The sequence below is a fragment of the Corticimicrobacter populi genome (genome assembly GCF_003123725.1).
Classification (GTDB): Bacteria; Pseudomonadota; Gammaproteobacteria; order Burkholderiales; family Burkholderiaceae_B; genus Corticimicrobacter; species Corticimicrobacter populi.
In genome coordinates this window covers 366745-388079 of sequence record NZ_QETA01000002.1, presented here as the reverse complement: position 1 = coordinate 388079, position 21335 = coordinate 366745, and the positions used below count along the sequence as shown (strand labels likewise).

Annotated in this window: 21 protein-coding genes; 7 read left to right on the top strand and 14 right to left on the bottom strand. The window is 63.3% G+C overall.

Annotation, left to right across the window (positions count from 1 at the left end; genetic code table 11):
* Positions 1 to 323: 323 nt before the first annotated feature.
* The 5 genes from DD235_RS07075 to DD235_RS17210 all read right to left on the bottom strand — a co-directional run bounded on the left by DD235_RS07075 (position 324) and on the right by DD235_RS17210 (position 6059).
* Positions 324 to 2660, bottom strand: coding sequence for a TonB-dependent receptor (locus tag DD235_RS07075; protein ID WP_109061346.1), 2337 nt, complete (start codon positions 2658 to 2660; stop codon positions 324 to 326).
* A gap of 113 nt (positions 2661 to 2773) precedes the next feature.
* Positions 2774 to 3769 carry a FecR domain-containing protein gene (locus DD235_RS07070; RefSeq protein ID WP_162300430.1) on the bottom strand — a complete coding sequence of 332 codons (996 nt, stop codon included), beginning with the start codon at positions 3767 to 3769 and terminating at the stop codon, positions 2774 to 2776.
* Between the two features lie 12 nt (positions 3770 to 3781).
* Positions 3782 to 4282: a sigma-70 family RNA polymerase sigma factor gene (locus DD235_RS07065; RefSeq protein ID WP_109061520.1), complete on the bottom strand. Its 501-nt coding sequence runs from the start codon at positions 4280 to 4282 to the stop codon at positions 3782 to 3784.
* Between the two features lie 177 nt (positions 4283 to 4459).
* Positions 4460 to 5287: a methyl-accepting chemotaxis protein gene (locus DD235_RS17215; protein WP_193519570.1), complete on the bottom strand. Its 828-nt coding sequence runs from the start codon at positions 5285 to 5287 to the stop codon at positions 4460 to 4462.
* Between the two features lie 4 nt (positions 5288 to 5291).
* Positions 5292 to 6059 carry a cache domain-containing protein gene (locus DD235_RS17210; protein WP_193519569.1) on the bottom strand — a complete coding sequence of 256 codons (768 nt, stop codon included), beginning with the start codon at positions 6057 to 6059 and terminating at the stop codon, positions 5292 to 5294.
* 200 nt (positions 6060 to 6259) lie between these two features.
* Here DD235_RS17210 and sugE point away from each other — a divergent pair, with 200 nt between their 5' ends.
* Together sugE and pyrF are read left to right on the top strand one after the other, a co-directional pair.
* Positions 6260 to 6574 carry a quaternary ammonium compound efflux SMR transporter SugE gene (sugE, locus tag DD235_RS07055; protein ID WP_109061344.1) on the top strand — a complete coding sequence of 105 codons (315 nt, stop codon included), beginning with the start codon at positions 6260 to 6262 and terminating at the stop codon, positions 6572 to 6574.
* 60 nt (positions 6575 to 6634) lie between these two features.
* Complete coding sequence (pyrF, locus tag DD235_RS07050) at positions 6635 to 7453, top strand: orotidine-5'-phosphate decarboxylase (RefSeq protein WP_109061343.1); 819 nt, start codon at positions 6635 to 6637, stop codon at positions 7451 to 7453.
* On the opposite strand, the gene DD235_RS07045 is transcribed toward pyrF, so the two are convergent.
* Genes DD235_RS07045 through ribBA form a run of 6 tightly spaced genes read right to left on the bottom strand, consistent with a single transcriptional unit; the run spans position 7437 to position 11725 of the window.
* The gene (locus DD235_RS07045) at positions 7437 to 7958 is read right to left on the bottom strand and encodes a CinA family protein (protein ID WP_109061342.1); all 522 of its coding nucleotides are present in this window, start codon (positions 7956 to 7958) and stop codon (positions 7437 to 7439) included. The two genes, pyrF and DD235_RS07045, sit on opposite strands and share 17 nt — an antisense overlap.
* Before the next feature lie 9 nt (positions 7959 to 7967).
* Positions 7968 to 8504, bottom strand: coding sequence for a phosphatidylglycerophosphatase A family protein (locus tag DD235_RS07040; RefSeq protein ID WP_109061519.1), 537 nt, complete (start codon positions 8502 to 8504; stop codon positions 7968 to 7970).
* Between the two features lie 40 nt (positions 8505 to 8544).
* Positions 8545 to 9513, bottom strand: a complete 969-nt coding sequence (gene thiL / locus DD235_RS07035) for a thiamine-phosphate kinase (RefSeq protein ID WP_109061341.1) — start codon at positions 9511 to 9513, stop codon at positions 8545 to 8547.
* 5 nt (positions 9514 to 9518) lie between these two features.
* Positions 9519 to 10022 (bottom strand): transcription antitermination factor NusB, encoded by a 504-nt coding sequence (nusB, locus tag DD235_RS07030; RefSeq protein ID WP_109061340.1) that lies wholly within the window; start codon positions 10020 to 10022, stop codon positions 9519 to 9521.
* On the bottom strand, positions 10000 to 10521 hold the full coding sequence (gene ribH / locus DD235_RS07025; protein ID WP_109061339.1) for a 6,7-dimethyl-8-ribityllumazine synthase: 522 nt from the start codon (positions 10519 to 10521) through the stop codon (positions 10000 to 10002). The genes nusB and ribH overlap by 23 nt, the downstream gene beginning before the upstream one ends.
* Positions 10522 to 10543: 22 nt before the next feature.
* A complete protein-coding gene (gene ribBA, locus DD235_RS07020; protein WP_109061338.1) occupies positions 10544 to 11725 on the bottom strand; it encodes a bifunctional 3,4-dihydroxy-2-butanone-4-phosphate synthase/GTP cyclohydrolase II in 1182 nt (393 codons plus the stop codon).
* Positions 11726 to 11846: 121 nt separating this feature from the next.
* Between ribBA and glpD the strand changes: the two genes are divergently transcribed.
* Both glpD and DD235_RS07010 read left to right on the top strand, forming a co-directional pair.
* Complete coding sequence (glpD, locus tag DD235_RS07015) at positions 11847 to 13376, top strand: glycerol-3-phosphate dehydrogenase (protein ID WP_239990071.1); 1530 nt, start codon at positions 11847 to 11849, stop codon at positions 13374 to 13376.
* A 76-nt stretch (positions 13377 to 13452) separates the two neighbouring features.
* A complete protein-coding gene (locus DD235_RS07010; RefSeq protein ID WP_109061336.1) occupies positions 13453 to 15087 on the top strand; it encodes a CYTH and CHAD domain-containing protein in 1635 nt (544 codons plus the stop codon).
* Positions 15088 to 15153: 66 nt separating this feature from the next.
* Here DD235_RS07010 and ftsY read toward each other — a convergent pair whose 3' ends face one another.
* Complete coding sequence (ftsY, locus tag DD235_RS07005) at positions 15154 to 16434, bottom strand: signal recognition particle-docking protein FtsY (protein ID WP_109061335.1); 1281 nt, start codon at positions 16432 to 16434, stop codon at positions 15154 to 15156.
* A 46-nt stretch (positions 16435 to 16480) separates the two neighbouring features.
* Here ftsY and DD235_RS07000 point away from each other — a divergent pair, with 46 nt between their 5' ends.
* The 3 genes from DD235_RS07000 to DD235_RS06990 are packed head-to-tail and all read left to right on the top strand — an operon-like array spanning position 16481 to position 17894.
* On the top strand, positions 16481 to 17104 hold the full coding sequence (locus DD235_RS07000; RefSeq protein ID WP_109061518.1) for an RsmD family RNA methyltransferase: 624 nt from the start codon (positions 16481 to 16483) through the stop codon (positions 17102 to 17104).
* Entirely contained in the window at positions 17101 to 17601 is a 501-nt protein-coding gene (gene coaD, locus DD235_RS06995) for a pantetheine-phosphate adenylyltransferase (RefSeq protein WP_109061334.1), read from the top strand. Before DD235_RS07000 ends, coaD begins: the two co-directional genes overlap by 4 nt.
* Entirely contained in the window at positions 17592 to 17894 is a 303-nt protein-coding gene (locus DD235_RS06990) for a YfhL family 4Fe-4S dicluster ferredoxin (protein ID WP_109061333.1), read from the top strand. Before coaD ends, DD235_RS06990 begins: the two co-directional genes overlap by 10 nt.
* Here DD235_RS06990 and DD235_RS06985 read toward each other — a convergent pair.
* Together DD235_RS06985 and DD235_RS06980 are read right to left on the bottom strand one after the other, a co-directional pair.
* On the bottom strand, positions 17845 to 18252 hold the full coding sequence (locus tag DD235_RS06985) for an MOSC N-terminal beta barrel domain-containing protein (protein ID WP_109061332.1): 408 nt from the start codon (positions 18250 to 18252) through the stop codon (positions 17845 to 17847). The genes DD235_RS06990 and DD235_RS06985 overlap by 50 nt on opposite strands.
* Positions 18253 to 18271: 19 nt before the next feature.
* Positions 18272 to 21016, bottom strand: coding sequence for an AsmA family protein (locus DD235_RS06980; RefSeq protein WP_109061331.1), 2745 nt, complete (start codon positions 21014 to 21016; stop codon positions 18272 to 18274).
* Positions 21017 to 21335 lie beyond the last annotated feature (319 nt).

Genomic DNA, 21335 nt, shown 5'->3' with positions numbered 1-21335 from the left:
GATGCAGATAGCCATCATTCCCCCACGATGAAAGCGCAGCCCACGGGCTGCGCTTTCGCTTTTGAGGATGACTTGTGGCTGGTCATGGCTACGATGCCGATGCGACCTTGCCCGCTGCGACGCTCCTACGCCTTCCACCGCGAAGCGCCTATGCGGCACCTAGCTCGAAAAGCGGCAACCGCACACAGCGGCCGGAATCTGGCCTAACCTGCTGCCCCATAAGACCTTTCATGCCGCTGCGTGGTTCGACAAAGAACTTGACAGCGGACATTTTTCATGCCTGCCCGGCACCTGTACCTGCTGTGCCGGGCACGCCATCCCGCCTAGAACGCAACATTCACCCCCAGTACCGCATGAAAGCCGGGCTCCGGCAGTGGGCTTGACGGACTGAACGGACTGGCGATCTGGTAGCTGCGATCCAGCAGGTTGCGCAGGCTGAGCGTTACGCTGTACTCATGCTCCTTGCCTCCGGCGAGGCCCACCGTGGTATTGAGCGTGTACCAGGAACTGGTGCGGTCCTTGACGTTGCCATTGGCCTGCAGCGTATAGGCCCCCTTGCCGGCCATGGCATTGAAGTCGGCAAACAGGGTTCGTCCGCCGCTGAGGGTCTTTTCCCAACCCACGCCCAGCGTACCCCAGGCTGGCGAACGACTGCTGTGGCGTGTCTTGAAGCCGTTCTTGTCTTCCGTTTCGTAACGCAGCAGGTTCAGATTGCCGTAGACCGAAAAGCCGCTGCGCCCAAAGGTATAGTCGGCAGCCAGCTCTGCCCCCCAACTGCGCGCCCGGTCCACGTTGTAGGCCTGCCAGCGGGTCGGCCCGGTCGAGACGATCTCATTGAGAATACCGTTGCGAAAGGTGCTGTGGTAAAGCGTGAAATCAACATTCAGGTCCTGCCCGGAATAGCGCGCGCCCAGTTCGAAATTGTTTGATTTTTCCGGTTTCAGATCGGGATTGGGAATGATCACCCCTGAGCCGATCATCATCTGGGTCAGGTTCGGTGCCTTGAAGCCCTGCGAGAACAAGGCACGCAAGGCCACATCCTCGATCCCCCGATACACCAGCCCCATGCTGCTCACGACGTTCGAATAGCTCTTGCTATCGACCCGGTCCGGATTGGCAGTATCACGATCCAGGGAAGTCCGGATCCAGGTCTGGCGCACGCCTGCCGTAAAGGTCAGGTCGGGCGTCAGGCTCCATTCATCCTGGGCAAACAGCGCGGTCGTGCGCAATATCCCTTCCGATACATTGTGCACGGGCAGGTAATCGTGCTTGTCCATGCGGATATGATCGAAATCCAGGCCCACCGACAGCAGATGATCGTCGAACATCGCCCAATCGGTCTGCAGCGAACCGCCCCAGGCTTCGTGCCGGTATAGATGGCGGCCGCTGTAGACACCGGTCCTGTAGCTGTAATAGTCGAATCCCTTGTCCAGTTTCTGGTAGTAGATATTGGTCTTCAGGCCCACCAGATTCTCCCCAAGATCGCGCATGTCCAGCGCCAGCACATAGGCATCCCGGTCATTTTTGGGGACTTCCGAGATCGTGGTGCGCTCGGCCGGATCGGCAGGCCGGTAGCGGCCATCGGCATCGGCAATGACAGGGGTGTAGTTGTTGCTGCCCCGGAAACGCTCGGCCGTGAACTGCAACGAACCGTTGTCCCACTCGTAGCCGACCAGCCCACGCACGCTGCGCTGCCGGTAGCTGCTGTTGAAGAGGGTGACGTTGTCGCCGGCCTTGCGGTCGTCGGCATTCAGGCCACTGCCCGTGACCCGGTAGTACAGGCCGTGGCTGCTGCCATACAGCGACAGGCGAGGATCGAAGCTGTCGGTCGATGAGTCGGCGATCAGGCCGATGCTGCCGCCCAGTGGCTCCGGCCCGCCTTTCTTGGTAATGATGTTGATGACACCGCCAATCGCATCGGAGCCATACAGCACCGACGCCGGCCCCTTGATCACTTCGATACGCTCGATATCGGCCGTGTTGATGGTAAAGCCGGCACCCGCCGTATTGCGGATCTCGGGCTGGCGTATACCATCGACCAGGAGCAACGTTGCACCGGCAGAATGGCCACGGATCATGATGCGCCGGTCACCTGCCACATTGGCCCCGCCAAGCTGTACCCCTGGGATGGCGAGCAACTGATCACCGACATTGCTGTTGGGCATGCGGGTGAAGTCTTCGCCTCCCACTACGCTGACCGACAGCGGAATATCCATCAGGTCATGCTCGGTACGCGTCGAGGTCACAATCACCGGCTGCAGACTGGCCGGCGCGACCAGGACATATTGCCCCTGGGCATTGCGCAGCGCCTCCAGCCGCGTGCCTTCCAGCAGTTGGGCAAATCCGGCCTCGACAGTGAAGCCCCCTGCCAAGCCTGGGCTTTGCAGGCCGCGCGTCAGTGCCGCATCTGTGGACAGCGTCACCCCTGCCTGTGCGGCGAACTCGGCCAGCACCTGCCCCAGCGGGCCCGCCGCGATGCGGTAATCCTGGGCAGCCTGTGCGGCAACCGCCTGTGCCTGCACCGGCAGGCTGGCACTGCACAGGCCACCGATCACGAGCGCGCTCCACAACAACGTGCCAACCCATTGCGGTGCCCTGTACGGCGTCCCCGCAACCGACCCCTCTTTCTTTCTGGAAATATTTCCGTGCTTGATTTGCATTACAGCTTCCTGTGATGTTCCCGGACATGCGATGCCTGTGCATCGCTCCTGTCTCTTAGCCGAACGAAGCCTTCGAAACACAAACCCCCTGGGCAAAAAATATCGACCTCGCCTCAGGCGACGGACGACACCCGCACCAGATAGCGACTCAAAAAACGTACCTGTACCGGATGCGAGCCGGCCAGGCTCTGCAGCGACAGCGCCACGTCATCCAGCCGATAACTGCCGGTGACGCGCAGGTCGGCCACCGCAGCATCGCAACTGATATAGCCTGCATGGTAGCGACCGATTTCCTCCAGGAAATCGGCCATTCGCATGTCCACGACGGCCAGAATGCCGCGTGTCCAGGCATCCAGATTGTCGGCAACCGGCTGCACAGGCTCGGCCTGCCACTGCGACCAGCGGGTCTGCTGGCGCGCTTCAACCCGCACGGGCCGGGTCATGGCGGTCACAGGCTCGACCTCGACCGCTTTTTCGAAGACGGCAACCTGCACCGCATCTCCATCGAGCAAACGCACGCTGAAGCGCGTTCCCAGTGCCCGCACGCTGCCGTGCGGCGTCCCCACCCGAAAGGGTCTGTGGATGCCACCGGCAAGCGCATCAGGCCCGGTCTGGATCAGGATTTCGCCTTCATGCAGCCAGACCAGCCGCTGCTGCGCATCGAATCGGATATCGACCGCCGTACGGGTATTGAGCTCCAGCAGGGAACCATCCTCCAGCACCAGACTGCGCCGCTCGCCCGTCGCAGTCGCATAGTCGGACTGCCAGCCGGGCTGGCGGCGTACCGCCACGACACCCAGGCCGACAGCCATCAGTGCCGCCAGCGCGCCCACAGCCTGACGGCGCTGGCGACCCCGCGTACGCAATACCGGCAGCGCCAGTTCGGGCGGCACCTTGTCGAAGCGGCCAGCCATCTCCTGGGCCAGGGCCCAGGCGCGCCGATGCTGCTCGCTGACCTCCAGCCACTGCGTCAGAGCCTGCGATTCGGCGGCATCCAACGCCCCTTCGCGGACACGCACCAGCCAGCCCGCAGCCTCCTCAAGCACCGCACGCTCCAGTGCGGGACGAGCGACAGCAGACGGAACGGTGGCTTCAGGCCGCTGCATCATGGGCATCCAGGATCACCCCGCCGCCAGTACGAGACATTCGGTATAGGCTCGCACCAGATGCTTTTTGACCGTAGGCAGCGATAGTCGCAAGTGCCGCGCAATCTCGACCTGACTCAGCCCCTCGATCTGTGCCAGCAGAAAAATATCCCGGGTTCGCGCACCGAGCCGGCACAGCAGCCTGTCGATTTCCAGCAGGGTTTCGACCAGAATGGCATGTGCCTCCTGGGAAATGGTTTCCGGCTCCGGGTAGACGGCCAGGGCATCCAGATAGGCCTGCTCGATGGCCCGCCGCCGAAAGCGATCGACCATCAGCCCATGGGCAATGGTGGTCAGGTAACTGCGCGGCTCGGCCAGGATGATGCCGCCGCGCCGCGCCAGCACGCGCATGAACGTATCATGTGCCACGTCTTGCGCATCGAACCGATCCCCCATCCGCCGACACAGCCATTTGTACAGCCAATCGTGATGATCGCCGTACAGGGTCGCAACGGGGTGAGAAGCGTCGGAAAGCATGAAATCCAGCGTGCCGGGATGCGCCAGGGCATCGGGATGATAGACTGAAGAATTATCATTAGCGATTTTATCATGCAGGCAGGACAACGGCGGTACTCCACCAACGCCCCCGGACAGACAGGGGAAATCGAATGAATAGTATCCTGGCACCGATCCGCCTGCCCCCAGGCGCAGTTGCTACCGAAGTGCCAGCACATTCGCCCGGCGTGAATCCTCCGCACTGACCCGAAAGAAAGCCACTGCATGGGCCAGCGCCTGCGCCTGCTCGCGCAGGCTTTCAGCAGCCGCACTCGACTCTTCCACCAGTGCCGAATTCTGATGCGTCGAGAGATCCAGGCTGCCGACGGCTGCATTGATCTGGTCAATCCCCTGGCTCTGCTCCAGCGTTGCGGCGTGGATCTCGCCCACGATATCCGTCACGCGCTGCACGCCATGCAGGATTTCCGTCATGGTATCGCCTGCCTGTTCGACCAGGGCCGACCCCGACTGTACCTGTTCGTTGGACGACACGATCAGGGTCTTGATCTCGCGGGCCGCACTGGCAGAGCGTTGCGCCAGATTGCGCACCTCGCCGGCCACCACCGCAAAACCACGCCCCTGCTCACCGGCCCGCGCGGCCTCGACAGAGGCATTGAGCGCCAGGATATTGGTCTGGAAGGCAATCCCGTCGATCACCCCGATGATGTCATTGATGCGCCCGCTGCTATCCTGGATCGCATGCATGGTCTCGACGACCTGATTCACGACCGCGCCCCCACGCTGCGCGACCTGACTGGCGGCACCCGCCAACTGCTGTGCCGTCGTCGAGGAATCGGCCGTCTGCCGCACCGTGCTGGTAATCTGCTCCATGCTGCTGGCAGTGGTCTGCAGATCCGCCGCCGTGTGTTCGGTGCGCTGGGCCAGATCCTGAGTGCCGTGCGCAATCTCGCTGGAAGCCAGCGCGATACTCTCCGTCGCACTGCGCACATCACCCACCAAAGTGCGCAACGCCTGCACCATCCGCATCAGGCTATCCAGCAATGCCCGGTACCGAGGCCGGCACCGTGACCGTCAGGTCGCCCGCCGCGACTCGCTCCATGGCGGCGATTGCCAGCGCAGGATCGCCACCGATCTGGCGCAATACCGCACGCACCACCATGAAACCGATCCCCCCCACCACCACGGCCACCAGCAGCACGCCCAGCAAGCGCATCAGCAGATCATGACGGATCTGCTGGTCGATATCATCGGTATAGAGCCCTGAGCCAATCATCCAGTTCCAGTCTTTGAGCAGCATGACGTAATGCTGCTTGGGCTTGAGCCCGGTCTGTCCAGGCCGCTCGAACATCGTATCGACCATGACGCGTCCATCCAGACTCCGGCGCATGGCATCCGCAATCAGCCTGATGATGTCCTGGCCCGTACCATCCACGACCTTGCCCGTCATGTCCTTGCCTTCCCACTCCGGCTTCATGGGATGCATGACGCTGACGATATCGGGACGCCAGATATAGAAATACTCGGTCTTGCCATCCTCGCCCCCATAGCGGCTGACCCGGATCGCTTCACGGGCGGCACGCTGGGCCTCTTCCTGTGAAATCGCGCCCGTGGCAGCCTGCTGCTGGTAATGTGCAGCAATGCTGTAGGCAGACTGGACTGCACTGACAAGCTGATTGTGGCGTGCCTCGATAATGAGATTACGCTCCTGATAAAGCGCCGAGGCTGCCAGCACAAAGACAGCCGCCAGGGCAACCGCCATGAGCAGAATGATTTTCGAGCGAAATCCGAGCCGTTCCATGTCAAGACTCCTGCACTTTTCAAGTGCAATATTTCAAATGATGACATTTTATTTTTAATATAAACGCCATGCAACTCGACGCCAGGATTGCACTGCACACAGATCGCACGCTCGGGCTACAATAAAGACAGAGGACGACCTCACCCATTCAGGGCGATCACCTCCGGGACGGCCCGGCTCTTGTATCCAAGGAGAGCCTCATGGCCTGGATCCTTCTCACGCTTGCCGGTGCCCTCGAAATCGTATGGGCCTTTTCCATGAAGCAGTCGCACGGCTTCACCCGGCTGGTTCCCACGCTCGTCACCCTCGTTGCCATGATCGCCAGCTTCGGCCTGCTGGCCGTCGCCATGAAGACCTTGCCGCTGGGCACGGCCTATACCATCTGGACCGGCATCGGTGCCGTCGGAGCCTTCGTGGTCGGCCTGCTGGTCCTGGGCGAACCCGCCACGCCCATGCGCATCCTGGCAGCCATCATGATCGTCAGTGGCCTGGTCCTGATGAAACTGTCGTCCTGACTTTTTGGTATCCTTGCGGCTCCTCGTTCATTCGGTGCCGCAAGGCCAGCCACTCAGCCCATGACAGCCTTCTACCAAAAACTCGACCATGCCTGGACGACCAACAATTCACTGCTGATGGTCGGGCTGGATCCGGACACGCAGCGCTTTCCGGCCGAACTGGACAACCGGCCCGACGCGATCTTCGAGTTCTGTCGTGCCATCGTGGATGCCACCGCGCCCTATGCCTGCGGCTTCAAGCCCCAGATTGCCTACTTCGCCTCGCAGCGAGCCGAAAGCCAGCTCGAAGGCCTGTGCGACTACATCCGCGAGAAATATCCCACGCTGCCCATCGTGCTCGATGCCAAGCGCGGCGATATCGGCTCGACAGCAGAACACTATGCCCGCGAAGCCTTCGAGCGCTACTGCGCCGATGCCGTCACCGTCAGCCCCTACCTCGGCTACGATTCGATTGCCCCCTACCTATCCTGGAGCGACAAGGGCGTGATCATCCTGTGCCGCACCTCCAATGCCGGTGGCTCCGACCTGCAATTCCTGGATGTCGACGGTGAGCCACTCTACCTGCGCGTCGCGACGCTGGTGGCAGAAAAGTGGAATCGCAGCGGCCAGTGCGGCATGGTAGTTGGTGCCACCTTTCCGAAGGAACTGGCAGCCGTACGCCAGCGTATCGGCAATGAGGTTCCGCTGCTGGTGCCCGGCATCGGGGCACAGGGCGGCGACATTCAGGCCACGGTCACCGCCGGCGGCAATACTGGCGGTACCGGGCTGATGATTTCATCCTCGCGCGCCATCCTGTATGCCAGCCAGGGGGATGACTGGCGTGAAGCCGCGGCCCGCGTGGCCCGAGAAACCCGCGATGCGATCAACGCATTTCGCTGAAGTGCCGGGCCAACCTTAGGGCAAACTCGACGGCCGCCAGCCTGACCTGGCGGCGATCGCCTGCGAACAGGCAGGTTTCGGTGCGCGTCAGGATTTCGCCGGCATCGCGCCAGGCCATCCCGAAGCACACCATGCCGACCGGTTTGCCATCAGTCGCGCCACCCGGGCCGGCAATGCCGGTGGTCGCCAGCGACAAGGCCGGCCGGACACTCGCCTTCAATACACCAGCGGCCATCTGTGCCGCCACCTGCTCGCTGACCGCGCCATAGCGGTGCAATGCATCCGCCGTGACCCCCAGTTCATCCTGCTTGGCTGCATTGCTGTAGGTCACGTAACCACGCTCGAACCAGTCGCTCGAACCCGGCAAATCGGTGATGGCTCCCGCCAGCAATCCGCCCGTGCAGGACTCTGCCGTAGCCAGCATCCAGCCACGTGTGCGCATCTGGCTGGCCAGCAACTCGGCTTCCTGCCCGATGCGGGCACTCAGTTGCTCAATGCTTTGCATATACAGGACTCAGAAAAACGCACCGCGCAGCAGGCCCGGCGGTTGCAACCAGGCCGTGAGCGCCAATACCAGCACCGCGAACAGCGCCGCCAGCACATCATCCAACATGCAACCAAAGCCATTCTTGAGCCGCCGGTCAAACACGCGAATCGGATAAGGCTTGAGAATATCGAAGAAGCGAAACAGCACGACCGCCCAGACCTGCGCCAGCCAGTTGACCTCGAAGAAGCCGGGCAGTAGCCACAGCACAAGCCAGATGCCGACGAACTCATCCCAGACCATGCCACCATGATCGGGCTGCCCCAGTTCCACGCCAGTACGGTGACAGGCCCAGCACCCCAGCAGGAAACCGGCCAGCAGCACGGCACCACCCGCAGCCCAGCCAGCGGGTGCCAGCCAGGCCCACAGTGCCCAGCCGGCTAGCGTGCCCCAGGTGCCGGGTGCCGGTCTGATCAAACCGCTGCCCAGGCCGAAGGCCAGCCAGCGGGCCGGATGCCCGAATACCCAGGCAGTCGTTGGCCAGGAAGTCGTCTTGGAATCGGTCATGGTGGTGGCGATATCCTTCAAATAAATACGTATGCGCCGGTCAGGCACGGAAATGATCGAAACCGGCAAATCCATCTGCAACGATACGCCCCTGGGCATCGATCAACCGCAAGCCTGTCTGCGGCTCGATGACGCCGATCCGCGTCACCTGAGTGTCGGCTGCTACCGCCGCCTGCAGTATGGCATCGCGCTGCCCAGGTGCGGCCGTAAAACACAGTTGATAGACATCCCCGCCGCCCAGCAAAGCCTCGAGACGCTGTACCTCGTCCAGCATCTGCAGACCGTCTGCCGCAGGCAGCAGCGTGCAATCGATGCGGGCCCCACAGGCGCTGGCAACCAGAATGTGCCCCAGATCCTGAGCCAGCCCATCGGAGATATCGATCGCGGCATGAGCCAGCCCGGCCAGTCGCCCGCCCAGCGCCAGTTGTGGTTCAGGATGCTCCAGCGCCTGTCGCCAGTCCGGCACAGGCGCATCGGCCGGCACGGACCATTTTTCCAGCATCACCTGCAGGGCGGCATGGGCCGCGCCCAGCCGACCCGATACCCACAGGTCGTCTCCGGGCCGGGCAGCATCACGCCGCAGGGCCTGGGCCGGATCGACATACCCGAATATGGTCACGCTGATGGTGCGCCCCGAGAGGCTGCGGGTCGTATCGCCGCCCAGCAATGGGCAGTTGGCACGCTCGGACAGGGCGCGAAAACCGGCCGCAAAGGCGGCCAGCCAGTCATGGTCGATATCCGGCAATGCCAGGCCCAGCACGCAGCCCGCAGGCTGCGCGCCCATGGCGGCGAGGTCGGACAGGTTAACGGCCAGCGATTTGTGGCCCAGGGCGCGGGGATCGACATCCGGAAAAAAATGCCGCCCCTCGACCAGCAGGTCGGTACTGACGGCAACCTGCCGCCCGGCAGGCGGCAGGAACAGGGCACAGTCATCGCCCACACCGAGCGTGCCGGCCATCGTGACCGGCCAGGTGAAATGGCGCCGGATCAGATCGAACTCAGGCGCCATCCGGATCAGCCCCGGCTGGCGCGGCGTCGCTCGATCTCTGCAGCACGCACGTCGGCCGCCAGTTTATCGAGCACACCATTGACGAACTTGAAGCCGTCGGTGCCACCGAACTCCTTGGAGAGTTCGACCGCCTCGTTGATGGCGACGCGATACGGCACCTCAACATGATGCACCAGTTCGTAACTGCCGATCAGCAGCACCGCATGCTCGACCGGCGACAGTTCGGCCAGCGGACGATCCAGGAAGGGCGTGAACTGCTCGCGCAGCGTGGGCGCTTCGGCCAGCACGCCATGAAACAGCGTACGGAACCAGCGCACGTCGGCTTCGATGAACTCGGGGTCCTCGCCGACATGCGATTCGATATCGCTTGCGTACTGGCTGGTTTCGCCATCGCGCATGAGCCACTCGTACACGCCCTGCAGGGCAAACTCGCGTGCCCGGCGGCGGGCGCTGCGATCACCGGCACCTGCCGGTGCACGGGCCGGCTTAGTGGCGCTGTTCGTCGTCATGGGACTCATCTTCCTCGTCAAATTCGATTTCTTCTTCCTCGGGCTCGAGCGTCGCCACCAGATTGGCCATCTCGACGGCCGCACGGGCGCAGTCGCGGCCCTTTTCTGCAGCACGCGACAGCGCCTGCTCTTCGGTATCGGTCGTCAGCACGCCGTTGGCGATCGGAATGCCAGTCTCGAGCGAGACGCGGCTGATGGCCGAAGCGCTTTCATTGCTGACCACTTCGAAGTGGTAGGTCTCGCCGCGCACCACGGCACCCAGCGTGATCAGGGCATCGAACTCCTGGGACTCGGCCAGATGCGCCAGCACCACGCCCAGTTCGAGCGCGCCGGGCACGGAGACGACCATCACGTCGCGCTCGTCCACACCAAGCTGCTCCAGCTCGGCCAGACATGCCTCGAGTTCGGCCTGGCCGATCTCTTCGTTGAAGCGGGCGCGCACCACGCCGATGTGCAGGCCTTCGCCATTGAGGTCAGGGATCATTACGTAGGGATTCATGTCAGGTCCGCCTTGAGGTGGTTCAGGATTGTCCGGGTTCGCAATCGTAACCCGTAATGGTGAGTGCAAAGCCCGCCATGCTGGGCATCTTGCGTGGCCGTGCCAGCAGGCGCATCTTGCCGACATTGAGATCGCGCAGAATCTGCGCGCCGATGCCGTAGGTGCGCAGACCCAGGCGGTCGGTATCGGTGCTGACGGCTGCCGCGCCGGTCTGGCCTCCTTCTTGCTGGGTCTGCCAGGCAGCGAACTGGCTGAACAGCACTTCGGCCGGGGCCTGGCAGTTGACCAGCACCAGCACGCCCGACGGTGCTGCCTGGATGGCCTTGAGCGCCTGGCCTATGCCCCAGCTGTGGTGACTATTGCCAATATCGAGCACGTCGAGCACCGAGGCCGGTTCGTGCACACGCACCAGCGCCTCGCTGTCGGGATGCAGGGTGCCATGCGCCAGCGCCAGGTGCGGCGCATTGCCAACCGTATCGCGGTAGGCATAGGCCTGGAATACGCCCCAGGGCGTCTGCATCTCGCACTGGCCGACGCGCTGGACTACCGATTCATGCTCGCTGCGATACTGGATCAGGTCGGCAATGGTGCCGATCTTGATGCCATGCTCGCGGGCAAACAGGATCAGGTCAGGCAGGCGCGCCATCGAGCCATCGGGTTTGAGGATTTCGCAAATGACGGCCGCGGGTGCCAGACCAGCCATAGCCGTCAGGTCGCAACCGGCCTCGGTATGGCCGGCACGCACCAGCACACCGCCGGGCACGGCACGTACCGGAAAAATGTGGCCCGGCTGCACGAGATCTTCGGGGCGGGCATCGCGCGCCACGGCGGCACGAATGGTGCGCGCCCGGTCGGCTGCGGAAATGCCGGTTTCGACACCGTGTGCGGCCTCGATGGACACCGTGAAATTGGTGCCATAGCGAGCACCGTTGCGACTGGCCATCAGCGGCAGGTTAAGTTGCTGGCAACGCGCCTCGGTCAGGGTCAGGCATACCAGCCCCCGGCCATGGGTCACCATGAAATTGATCGCTTCGGGCGTGACGAACTCGGCCGCCATGACCAGGTCGCCTTCGTTTTCACGATCCTCTTCATCGACCAGGATAACGATGCGGCCGGCACGCAGCTCGGCCACGATTTCGGACACGGGCGCAATGTCGCCGCCTGACACGCCCGCGACGGACGTATCGTTCAGTGATTCAGACATAAATGGAGCCGCCAGGGGCTGAGATTGGATGACAATTTCCGATTTTACTGCCGATGACAGATATCTGCCCGCCAAGATTGATACACTGCGGACTGTCATCGAACCCACAGGAACAGGTCACGTGTCCGTCCCTCCCGTTTTCGACCCGACCGCCCTCCCGTCCGAGATCGACCTGCTGGTCATCGGCGGCGGCATCAATGGTGCCGGTATCGCGCGCGACGCCGCCGGGCGCGGCCTCAAGGTTGCGCTGTGCGAGCGGCACGACCTGGCCAGCGCCACCTCGTCGGCCAGCAGCAAGCTGATCCATGGCGGTCTGCGTTATCTCGAACAGTATGAATTCCGCCTGGTGCGCGAGTCCCTGGCCGAACGCGAAGTGCTGCTGTCCAATGCGCCGCACATCGTCTCGCCCCTGCGCTTCGTGCTGCCGCATGATCGCCACCTGCGACCTGCCTGGCTGATCCGGCTGGGCCTGTTCCTGTACGACCACCTGTCACGGCGCTCGGTGCTGCCCAGTTCGCAGCGCCTCGACCTGCGCCTGCACCCAGCCGGCATCCCTTTGCAGGATCGGCTCAAGCAGGGCTTCATGTATTCGGACTGCAGGGTCAACGACGCCCGGCTGGTGGTACTCAACGCCCGCGACGCCGCCGACCGGGGCGCACTGATCCTGCCGCGTACCGAGTGCATGCACCTGGAGCGCACGCCCACACACTGGCAGGCCCGGCTGCGCCACCAGAGCGGCCAGACGCACGACCTCACGGCCAAGGCGGTGGTCAATGCAGCCGGCCCCTGGGTCTCCCAGGTCCGCGCCATGGCCCAGAACACACCACCGGCCTCATGCCGTGTACGGCTGGTCAAGGGCAGCCACATCATCGTGCCGCGCCTGTACCAGGGCGACCATGCCTATATCCTGCAGAACGATGATCAGCGCATCGTATTCGTGCTGCCCTACACGACAGACACCCACCTGATCGGCACCACCGATGTCGCCTTTGAGGGCGATCCGGCCGACATCCGGATCAGCACCGAGGAAACAGACTACCTGTGCGCCGTCGTCAACAGCTATTTCGACAGCCAGATCGAACCTTCGCAGATCCTGCATACGTTTGCCGGCGTCCGTCCGCTCTACGACGACCAGTCGAACAATCCGTCCAAGGTCACCCGCGACTATCTGCTGGACATGAATGGTGACCTTGCCCTGGGCCAGCCCCCCATCCTGTCGGTCTATGGCGGCAAGCTGACCACCTACCGACGCCTGGCTGAGCAGGTCATGGCCAAGCTGGCAGGCTGCCTGGGGGCCCGCCCGCCCTGGACAGCCACCGCCCCCTTGCCGGGCGGCGACATCGAACACGGCGACGTGGACGGCTACATCGACGATCTGCTGCACAGCCACCCCTGGTTGCCGGCCGATCTCGCAAACCGCTATGCACGCACCTACGGCAGCCTGACCACCACGCTGCTGCAGGACACCCACAGCCTGGACGACCTGGGCGAACACCTGGGCGATGGTCTGTACACCCGCGAAGCCGACTGGCTGCGCACGCATGAATGGGCAGAGACCAGCGAGGACATTCTCTGGCGACGCACCTGGCTGGGCCTGTCGGCAGCACCAGATACCGTAGCAGCACTGGAGCGCTGGCTCGCCCGCACATGATGCTTTCATGACGCGTCATCAAATGCGGCAGGTGGCAGGGCTATGATCGCAACCTTATTTTTAGGCACTTACCCCCATGTCTGAACAAGAAATCAAGTTGCACATCCCTCCCGCCGCACGCAAGGCCGTCAGCCAGGCCGTACTCAAGGGCGACGGCGCACAGCGCATCGCACTGCGGGCACTGTATTTCGATACGCCCGACCGCGCCCTGGCTCGCGCTGGCGTGGCCCTGCGCATCCGCCTCGAAGGGCGCAAATGGGTCCAGACACTCAAGATGCCCGGCCCGGACAGCATCACGCGACTGGAACTCAACCATCCACGCCCTGCAGCCGAACTTGACCTGAGCCTTTACCAGGGCACGCCTGCCGCCGACGTCATCGCCGCCCTGAATGCCCCCCTGTCAATCCGCTACGAAACAGACGTCAAGCGGATCACGCGCAAGGTGCGCACCCGCTACGGCACGGTCGAACTGGCCTGCGACAGCGGCTTGCTGCGCGCCGGCGCACTGGAACTGCCGATCAACGAACTCGAGTTCGAGCTGGTCTCGGGCCGCCAGCAGGCGCTGTTCACCCTGGCGCGCCGCTGGCAACAGCAATACGGCCTGATCATGGACCTGCGCAGCAAGGCCGAACGCGGCGACGCCCTGGCCACGGCCGCGCAGGAAATCTCCCGTTCCGACAGCGCGCCCAGCCATGGCGACCCCCAGCGCCATGCCGCCATCCAGGCTTTCTGGGCTCCGCGCATGGCCTGCAGCGTCAAACTGGACGGCGACGCCTCGTCGGCTGCCGCCCTCACGGCCATCGGCATCGAATGCCTTGAGCAGATCGTCCATAACGCCGCCATCCTGGCCGAGATCGACACCGATGGCCACTATCGTGCCGGTCGTCCTGAACACATCCATCAGTTGCGCGTCGGCATCCGCAGACTGCGCTCGGCCTGGCGACTGTTTCAGGACTGGGTCGAAGCCGTGCCCGACAGCCTGACCCAGGATATCCGCGGGCATTTCAATGCTTTCGGCAATGTCCGTGACGGCGACGTCCTGAGCGGCACCGTCACGCCACGCCTGCTGGCCGCCGGCATGCCCCCGGTCCCGCTACCCGTCGCCGACAGCAGCACGGCCCTCGATCCGCGGACCCTGGCCAGCGACCCTGCCTTCCAGGGCTGGCTGCTGGACCTGCTGGGCTGGACACTGGGCATTCCACCGGCAGCGCGCAACGGAACCCGCCAGCCTGTTCCAGCGCCGACGACCGAAGGCAATCTGGCCGATGTGGCCCGCGCCGTTGCCGCCCAGCCGACAGCAACGGGCGAACTGCGCACACCACCGACCCTGCGGCGACGACTGAGCAAGCGCCTGCAACGCTGGCACTTGGTCATGGTGCGCGACGGCGCACGTTTTGCGGCCCTCAGCGAAACCGAAAAGCACGAGCTGCGCAAGCGGGGCAAGCGATTGCGCTATGCCCTCTCGTTCGCCACCTCAGTGCTGCCGGCCGCCCGCTCACGCGCCTATCGCAAGCGCCTGACGGCCGTGCAGGAACTGCTGGGAGAATTCAATGATCTGGTCGTGGCCCGCGAAGCCTATCGCAGCCTGACCGCCCAGCACCCACAGGCCTGGTTCGCACTGGGCTGGATTGCGGCACGGCTCGATGCGCTGGCCCAGGAAGCCCAGGTCGAATTCGGTCGCCTGGCGCAATTGCGGCCATTTGGCCGCTGACAGATACGCCATCCCCCAGAAGAGGAGCCGAAGGCACTCATCGGGATGGCGTGCCTGTCGCCCGCTTCAATCGCCCAGCAACGCCTGCGCAAACTCACGGGCATCGAAGGGCTGGAGATCCTCCATGCCCTCGCCCACGCCGATCCAGTAAACCGGCACCGGCCGTACGCCCTGGCTGCCTGCCGCGACGGCTGCCAGAATACCGCCCTTGGCCGTGCCATCCAGCTTGGTCACCACCAAACCTGTCAGTCCCAGCGCCTCGTCGAACGCCTTGATCTGTGCCAGCGCGTTCTGGCCCGTATTGCCATCGACCACCAGCAGTACTTCGTGCGGTGCCTCGGCATCGGCCTTGGCAATGACACGCCGGATTTTCTTGAGTTCTTCCATCAGGTGCAGTTGGGTCGGCAAGCGGCCGGCCGTATCCACCATCACGACCCCCATGCCGCGTGCGCGCCCGGCATTGACGGCATCGAATGCCACTGCGGCAGGGTCGCCACCATCCTGGGCAATCACCGCCACATTGTTGCGCTGGCCCCAGGCCACCAGTTGCTCGCGGGCTGCTGCGCGGAAGGTATCGCCCGCAGCCAGCAGCACGCTGGCCCCCTGACGCTGGAAATCATGCGCCAGCTTGCCGATCGATGTGGTCTTGCCCGCGCCGTTGACGCCCGCGATCATGACCGTCAGCGGGCGGGCCCGCCCCAAATCGAGCCGCTGCTGCAGCGGTGCCAGGTGCGCAGCCAGGATATCGGCCAGCGCAGCCTTGACCTGCCCGGCATCCTCGATGCGCTCCTTGCGGACTCGGCCCCGCAGGGCTTGCAGCATCGACTCCGTGGCCTCCATGCCGGCGTCAGCCATGATCAGGGCTGTTTCCAACTCCTCGAAAAGGTTTTCATCGACCTTGACGCCCACGAACAGGTGGCTGATGTTTTGGCCGGTACGAGACAGGCCACTGCGCAAGCGGGCCAGCCAGGATTTGCGTGCCGGCTGCGCCTCGGTGGCATCAGCCGGCACGACGGCGGGCAAAGGTTCAGGCACGGACGTGAACCCGGGCATGGCCGCAGGCCCGGCAGCGGGCACAACCTCAGGTTCGAGCATGACCGGGGCAGTTGTCTCGACAGGGGTCGGCACCGACACGGACGGCTCACTGGCCTGTATCGCTTCAGGCAAGGCCACCTGCTCCTCGGAGACAGGCGCAGCGACGATCGCCTGCGCCTCGGCAGCAGCGGGCACCGACGCAGCCGTGTCTGCCTGCAACGCCGGCAAGGCGGTCTCGGCGACCTGCGCCTGCTCGGTTGCAGGCTGCCCGGCGGGCTCTGCGGTTTTCTTGCGCTTCAGGAAACTAAACATGGACTGGCAGTATGATTTCGGTTTGGAAAATCGGATGGTATTTCGTATGTCGCGACACCAAGTGCGTATTGTAGGCGGGCAATACCGTCGTACGCCAATCCCGGTGCTGGAATTGCCCGGCCTGCGCCCCACGCCCGACCGCGTGCGCGAGACGCTGTTCAACTGGCTGAACCATTTCTGGGATGGTCGCTACGAGCAGCGCCACATGCTGGACCTGTTCGCAGGCACCGGCGCTCTCGGCTTCGAGGCGGCATCGCGCGGCGTCGGCCACATTCTCATGGTCGAACAGAACGCCCAGGCCACCGCCGCGATGCGGGCCCTGCGCAACAAGCTGGGGGCCCATGCCATCCGCATCCACCATGGCGATGCGGGCCATATCCTGGAGCGGGCAGAGGGCAGCCGCTACGATCTGGTCACGCTCGATCCCCCGTTCGGTGCCGACTGGATGTCGCGAATCTGGCCCTGTCTGCCATTCCTGCTGGCCCCCGACGGGCTGGCCTACATCGAAACCGAATCACCACAGACGGCACCCGAAGGATTCGAACTGCTGCGCAGTGGACGGGCCGGCCAGGTCCACTACCATCTTTTCCGGATTGCTGCGCCGCAAAAATCCGTTGATAATCGGCTTTCCGGCCCTTCCGAGCCGCCCGCCCACACGGAGACAACATGATCACTGCAGTTTATCCCGGCACCTTCGACCCCCTCACCCGTGGACACGAAGACCTGGTACGTCGCGCCTCCGGCCTGTTTGACCGGGTCGTGGTCGGCGTGGCCCACAGCCGCAAGAAGGGTCCTTTCTTCTCGGTACAGGAACGACTCGAGATCGCCCGCGAAGTGCTGGGCCACTACCCGAATGTCGAGGTCCACAGCTTTGCGGGCCTGCTCAAGGACTTCGTCCGCGAACAGGATGGCAAGATCATCATCCGCGGCCTGCGGGCCGTCTCGGACTTCGAGTATGAATTCCAGATGGCAGGCATGAACCGGCACCTGCTGCCGGAAGTCGAAACCATGTTCATGACGCCTTCGGACCAGTACCAGTTCATTTCGGGTACCATAGTCCGGGAAATCGCCATACTCGGTGGCGACATCAGCAAATTCGTGTTTCCCTCGGTCGAACGCTGGCTGCATGCCAAGGCCAAGGAATACCGGGAACAATCGTGGCCCTGACCATTACCGAAGAGTGCATCAATTGCGACGTCTGCGAGCCGCAATGCCCCAATACCGCCATCTACATGGGCGAGGAGATCTACGAGATCAATCCCGACCTCTGTACCGAGTGCGTGGGGCATCACGACGAGCCGCAATGCCAGGTGATCTGTCCGGTCGAGTGCATCGTGATCCATCCCCAATGGCAGGAGGGGCAGGATGCACTCATGGAAAAATACCGGCGTCTGACCGCCGGCACGGATGTCAGTGCGTCGCTGGCTGAGCCAGCCCTGGCGCATCAGGATGAATCTTGAATAGCCTCGCCGGCGTATCCAGCCACTGACTGACCCAGGCGGCCGCCAGATCGCCTTCATCGACTACCGTAATATCGCGACCCAGCAACTGCACTTGCCGTTGCACACTGTCGTCGTCCTCAATCACATCGAGCGGGATGTCGAGCCGCAACATGCCGGCTGCCCGCAGCACCATGTAGCCAAAACGCAGACTCACCTCGATATCGCCAGCCCGCTGTTGCAAGGGTGGCAGCAACATCTGTCCGGCAGCATCAAGAATGACCCAACGCCCCGCATACTCGGTGGCAGCCCCTTGATAGCGGCTACCATGCAGCGGACTGGCCCGCACGTCTGGCCCACTGTCGGCCTTGTGATTCATTGCGTCTCCTCCGTGCCGTTTATTTTCCGAACAGACCCTTGAGCGCCTTGCCCAGCTCTTCCACGCGTTGCCGGGCGCTGCCGGGTGCGGATGCGGCCGGTTCGGCTTGCGTCGCGGCGGCATCCGGTGCTGCCGGCTCGCTGCCTGGCAACAGCCCCTGCAGCAGGGGTGCCAGTGCGCCCTTGAGCGCCCCCTCGGCCAGACCCTGCCACTGTACCTGATAGTTCAGGCCACTCCACGGCCCGGAAATGCGCAACGGCACATCCAGCCGCCTGACCGAGGTTTTAACGCCCCCCGTCGAAATCGACACGTTGTTGAGCCGCGCCGTCGTGGTCAGATCCAGCGTGCCGGCAGGCAGATCGAGACGCCCGCTGGAATTGCGGAAGGTTACGGCGGCATGCGAGAAGGTCAGCCGATCGATCGTGCCGATGCCACTGTCGAAGGTCAGCGCGGCATCGAGCGCCTTGAATTCGGTCAGGCGGGCCACACCATCGCCGGTACTGAGCACACCCTTGCGCTGCAGCAGGTCATCCAGCCGGGCCAGTTCGCCCAGATCAATGCCGTGCAGTTTGCCATCGGGCATGCGCAAACGCGCCTTGCCGGACAGGGTATTGAGCCAATAGGCCGGTTCCAGCCCCTGTCCGCGCAGGTCGAGCTGCAACTCAGCGGCCCCGGACAGGTAGTCGAATCCAGCCCAGTGTGACAGCAGCGGCTGCATTTCCAGCCCCTTGCCCTGCAGGGTCAGATGCCACTGATCGGGTTCGGCACCCGTACCGCCCAGACTCAGCTTGCCGGTCAGGGCGCTGCCGTAGGCACGCAGACCGAAACGACTGACCTGGAGATCATCCGGACGCAACGTAGCCTGCGCAGAAATATCATCGATCTGCTGCCCCTGGAAGATCAGTTGCTGAACGGCGAGCTGCACCTTGCCGGCATATACCGTGCGCGGTTTTTCGGGTTGCTGCGCATCCTTGTCCTGAGCGGCCGCAGCAGGCGACGCGGCCGGCTGTTCGGCTGCAGGTTCGGCATCCGTCCCCGCAGCAGGCACCTCAGCCGACCCAGCAGCCTCATCTTCGGTCGCCTTGGCATTTTCTTCGGGTTGCAGTTGCGCCACCTCGGACGCGGCAAAGGCAACCGCAAAGGGCAGCAGTCGATCCAGGTCAAGTCGGCCAGCTTTCAGATTCACGTCGAATGCAGGCTTGGCAGACCATTTGCTGAGCGTGGCCTTGAGTTCGGCCGTACGCCCCGGCCCCTCGATCACAGGAGCCGGCTTGGCAGGCTCGGGGACTTCGGCAGCCGTCTCACCGGTGGCAGCATCGCTGGCCGCTTCGGCAACAGGAATGGGCGCTGGCGCAGGCTCCAGCACAGCAGCCAGATCGAGCGCCAGCTCCTCGGCCTTGCCCTTGATCTGAAGATTGGCATCGAGTGGTATGGTCAGCGATGCGTCATCGGCTTCCAGGACCACCTGCCCGGTCAGGCCAGGTAGGGAGAAATGTGTCTCAGCGGCCTCGAACTGTGCAGGCGACACCAGTGCGATGCCGACCTTGCGCCCCTGCTGCTCGAGCGTGGCATCCATGGACAGGCTATCCGACTTGAAGATGCCCTTTTCACCCTGTATCGGTGCCAGATCAAGCTGCGCATCGAGCGTACGGCCCGCACCAAACAGGCGGAAACGAGCCGTTGCTGCCGTATCGCGTATCTCACCCAGTCCAAGCGCATACTTGGGCAGATCCAGCGCAAACTCAAAGGACTCGGCCGCGCGCTGCCCCTTGGCGCGAGCAGTCAGCTTATCTCCCGACAGCATCAGGGAAGACAGGTCGAACTCTGCAGCAGGCACCGACAGGCCAGACTCTACCTGCTCAAGCAGCCCCTCACCGGTCTCGACCTGCCCACGGAAGGCCAGCTCACCACTGCCAATACGGAATGCCCGCACCACTGCATCGTAGGTCAGGTTACCGCGCAGTGACAACGGTTCTGCCGTGGCCCGCCCCAGCGCACCCGTCACCTGCACGTCCAGCTTCTGGACAGCGTACTTCATGGCATCAGGATCAAGCATCAGGACGGCATTGGCCGTCAGGTCGGCATCGGTATGCGGCGCATCGCCTTCGAGTCGCCCGGTGAGGCTGAAATCGAAAGGCTGGCGAAAAGTGACACGGCCAGCCAGAGCCGCCAGATTCGCCAGCTTGACGTGGGTGCCCGACGCCTGGTCGACAAAGGCAATCTCGCCCTGGCGCAGGTCCAGGCCGGCAATGTCGATCTGCATGGTCGAACGCCGCACACGCTCACTGCCCGACGCCGCCACATGAGAAGCGGCATCCTCCGTCTTCGAATCGGCCTGCGCATCGACTGCCGGCGCATCCGCCGGGTCGTCGAGCAGATCCTGGAAATTGAGCTGTCCTTGCTCGTTGCGTACGATATTCACGCCAAAGCCTTCGACCATCACGTTGTCGATGACCAGGCTATTGGACAGCAGGGGCCAGATCGCCACGGCAACCCGCGCCCGATCCACCGATGCGAACGTCGCCTCGCTGTCCGGCTCCGACAGTGACACGCCAGTCAGCGTCAGCCCGATACGGGGAAACAGCGACAGTTCGACATCACCCTCGATCGTCAGCACACGCTGGTATTTTTCGAGCACCGCCTCTTCAAGCTTGCGTGCGTAGGTGTTCGGATCGAACGTCAGCAGGAACAGTGCGGCACCGACCACTGCGACCAATGCCAGGGCGGCAGTGCCGATCACTATCCGTTTGAACCATTTTTTCATTGACTGCCTGCGGGAAGGAAGAATACGGCCGTAGCAAGTAAAGCGAAACGGCTGGCGGCGGGGATTCTACGCCATGCCATGGAGGATGTAATCATAGTTCTGAAATGCAAGGACGGCGACCTGTCTAAATTACCCAATAAGCGACAAAAAACCAAATCCGGCATGCCTCAATTGGCCACCGGATTGCCAAATGCCACCCTTCGTAACATCCTCACAGGAAGGCTGCGGCAATCCTTTACATACCCCTACTTGTGATAAGGTTTACATCAAGCTGAAAGCTGCATACTGCTAATATCGGCGCGCGCCTATTATGCCGCGC

Excerpts from the sequence above, each read along its gene's own strand:
- DD235_RS07075 (WP_109061346.1), bottom strand. The coding sequence starts at position 2,660 with ATGCAAATCAAGCACGGAAATATTTCCAGAAAGAAAGAGGGGTCGGTT.
- DD235_RS07070 (WP_162300430.1), bottom strand. The coding sequence starts at position 3,769 with ATGATGCAGCGGCCTGAAGCCACCGTTCCGTCTGCTGTCGCTCGTCCC.
- DD235_RS07065 (WP_109061520.1), bottom strand. The coding sequence starts at position 4,282 with ATGCTTTCCGACGCTTCTCACCCCGTTGCGACCCTGTACGGCGATCAT.
- DD235_RS17215 (WP_193519570.1), bottom strand. The coding sequence starts at position 5,287 with ATGCGGATGGTGCAGGCGTTGCGCACTTTGGTGGGTGATGTGCGCAGT.
- DD235_RS17210 (WP_193519569.1), bottom strand. The coding sequence starts at position 6,059 with ATGGAACGGCTCGGATTTCGCTCGAAAATCATTCTGCTCATGGCGGTT.
- sugE (WP_109061344.1), top strand. The coding sequence starts at position 6,260 with ATGGCCTGGATCCTTCTCACGCTTGCCGGTGCCCTCGAAATCGTATGG.
- pyrF (WP_109061343.1), top strand. The coding sequence starts at position 6,635 with ATGACAGCCTTCTACCAAAAACTCGACCATGCCTGGACGACCAACAAT.
- DD235_RS07045 (WP_109061342.1), bottom strand. The coding sequence starts at position 7,958 with ATGCAAAGCATTGAGCAACTGAGTGCCCGCATCGGGCAGGAAGCCGAG.
- DD235_RS07040 (WP_109061519.1), bottom strand. The coding sequence starts at position 8,504 with ATGACCGATTCCAAGACGACTTCCTGGCCAACGACTGCCTGGGTATTC.
- thiL (WP_109061341.1), bottom strand. The coding sequence starts at position 9,513 with ATGGCGCCTGAGTTCGATCTGATCCGGCGCCATTTCACCTGGCCGGTC.
- nusB (WP_109061340.1), bottom strand. The coding sequence starts at position 10,022 with ATGACGACGAACAGCGCCACTAAGCCGGCCCGTGCACCGGCAGGTGCC.
- ribH (WP_109061339.1), bottom strand. The coding sequence starts at position 10,521 with ATGAATCCCTACGTAATGATCCCTGACCTCAATGGCGAAGGCCTGCAC.
- ribBA (WP_109061338.1), bottom strand. The coding sequence starts at position 11,725 with ATGTCTGAATCACTGAACGATACGTCCGTCGCGGGCGTGTCAGGCGGC.
- DD235_RS07010 (WP_109061336.1), top strand. The coding sequence starts at position 13,453 with ATGTCTGAACAAGAAATCAAGTTGCACATCCCTCCCGCCGCACGCAAG.
- ftsY (WP_109061335.1), bottom strand. The coding sequence starts at position 16,434 with ATGTTTAGTTTCCTGAAGCGCAAGAAAACCGCAGAGCCCGCCGGGCAG.
- DD235_RS07000 (WP_109061518.1), top strand. The coding sequence starts at position 16,481 with ATGTCGCGACACCAAGTGCGTATTGTAGGCGGGCAATACCGTCGTACG.
- coaD (WP_109061334.1), top strand. The coding sequence starts at position 17,101 with ATGATCACTGCAGTTTATCCCGGCACCTTCGACCCCCTCACCCGTGGA.
- DD235_RS06985 (WP_109061332.1), bottom strand. The coding sequence starts at position 18,252 with ATGAATCACAAGGCCGACAGTGGGCCAGACGTGCGGGCCAGTCCGCTG.
- DD235_RS06980 (WP_109061331.1), bottom strand. The coding sequence starts at position 21,016 with ATGAAAAAATGGTTCAAACGGATAGTGATCGGCACTGCCGCCCTGGCA.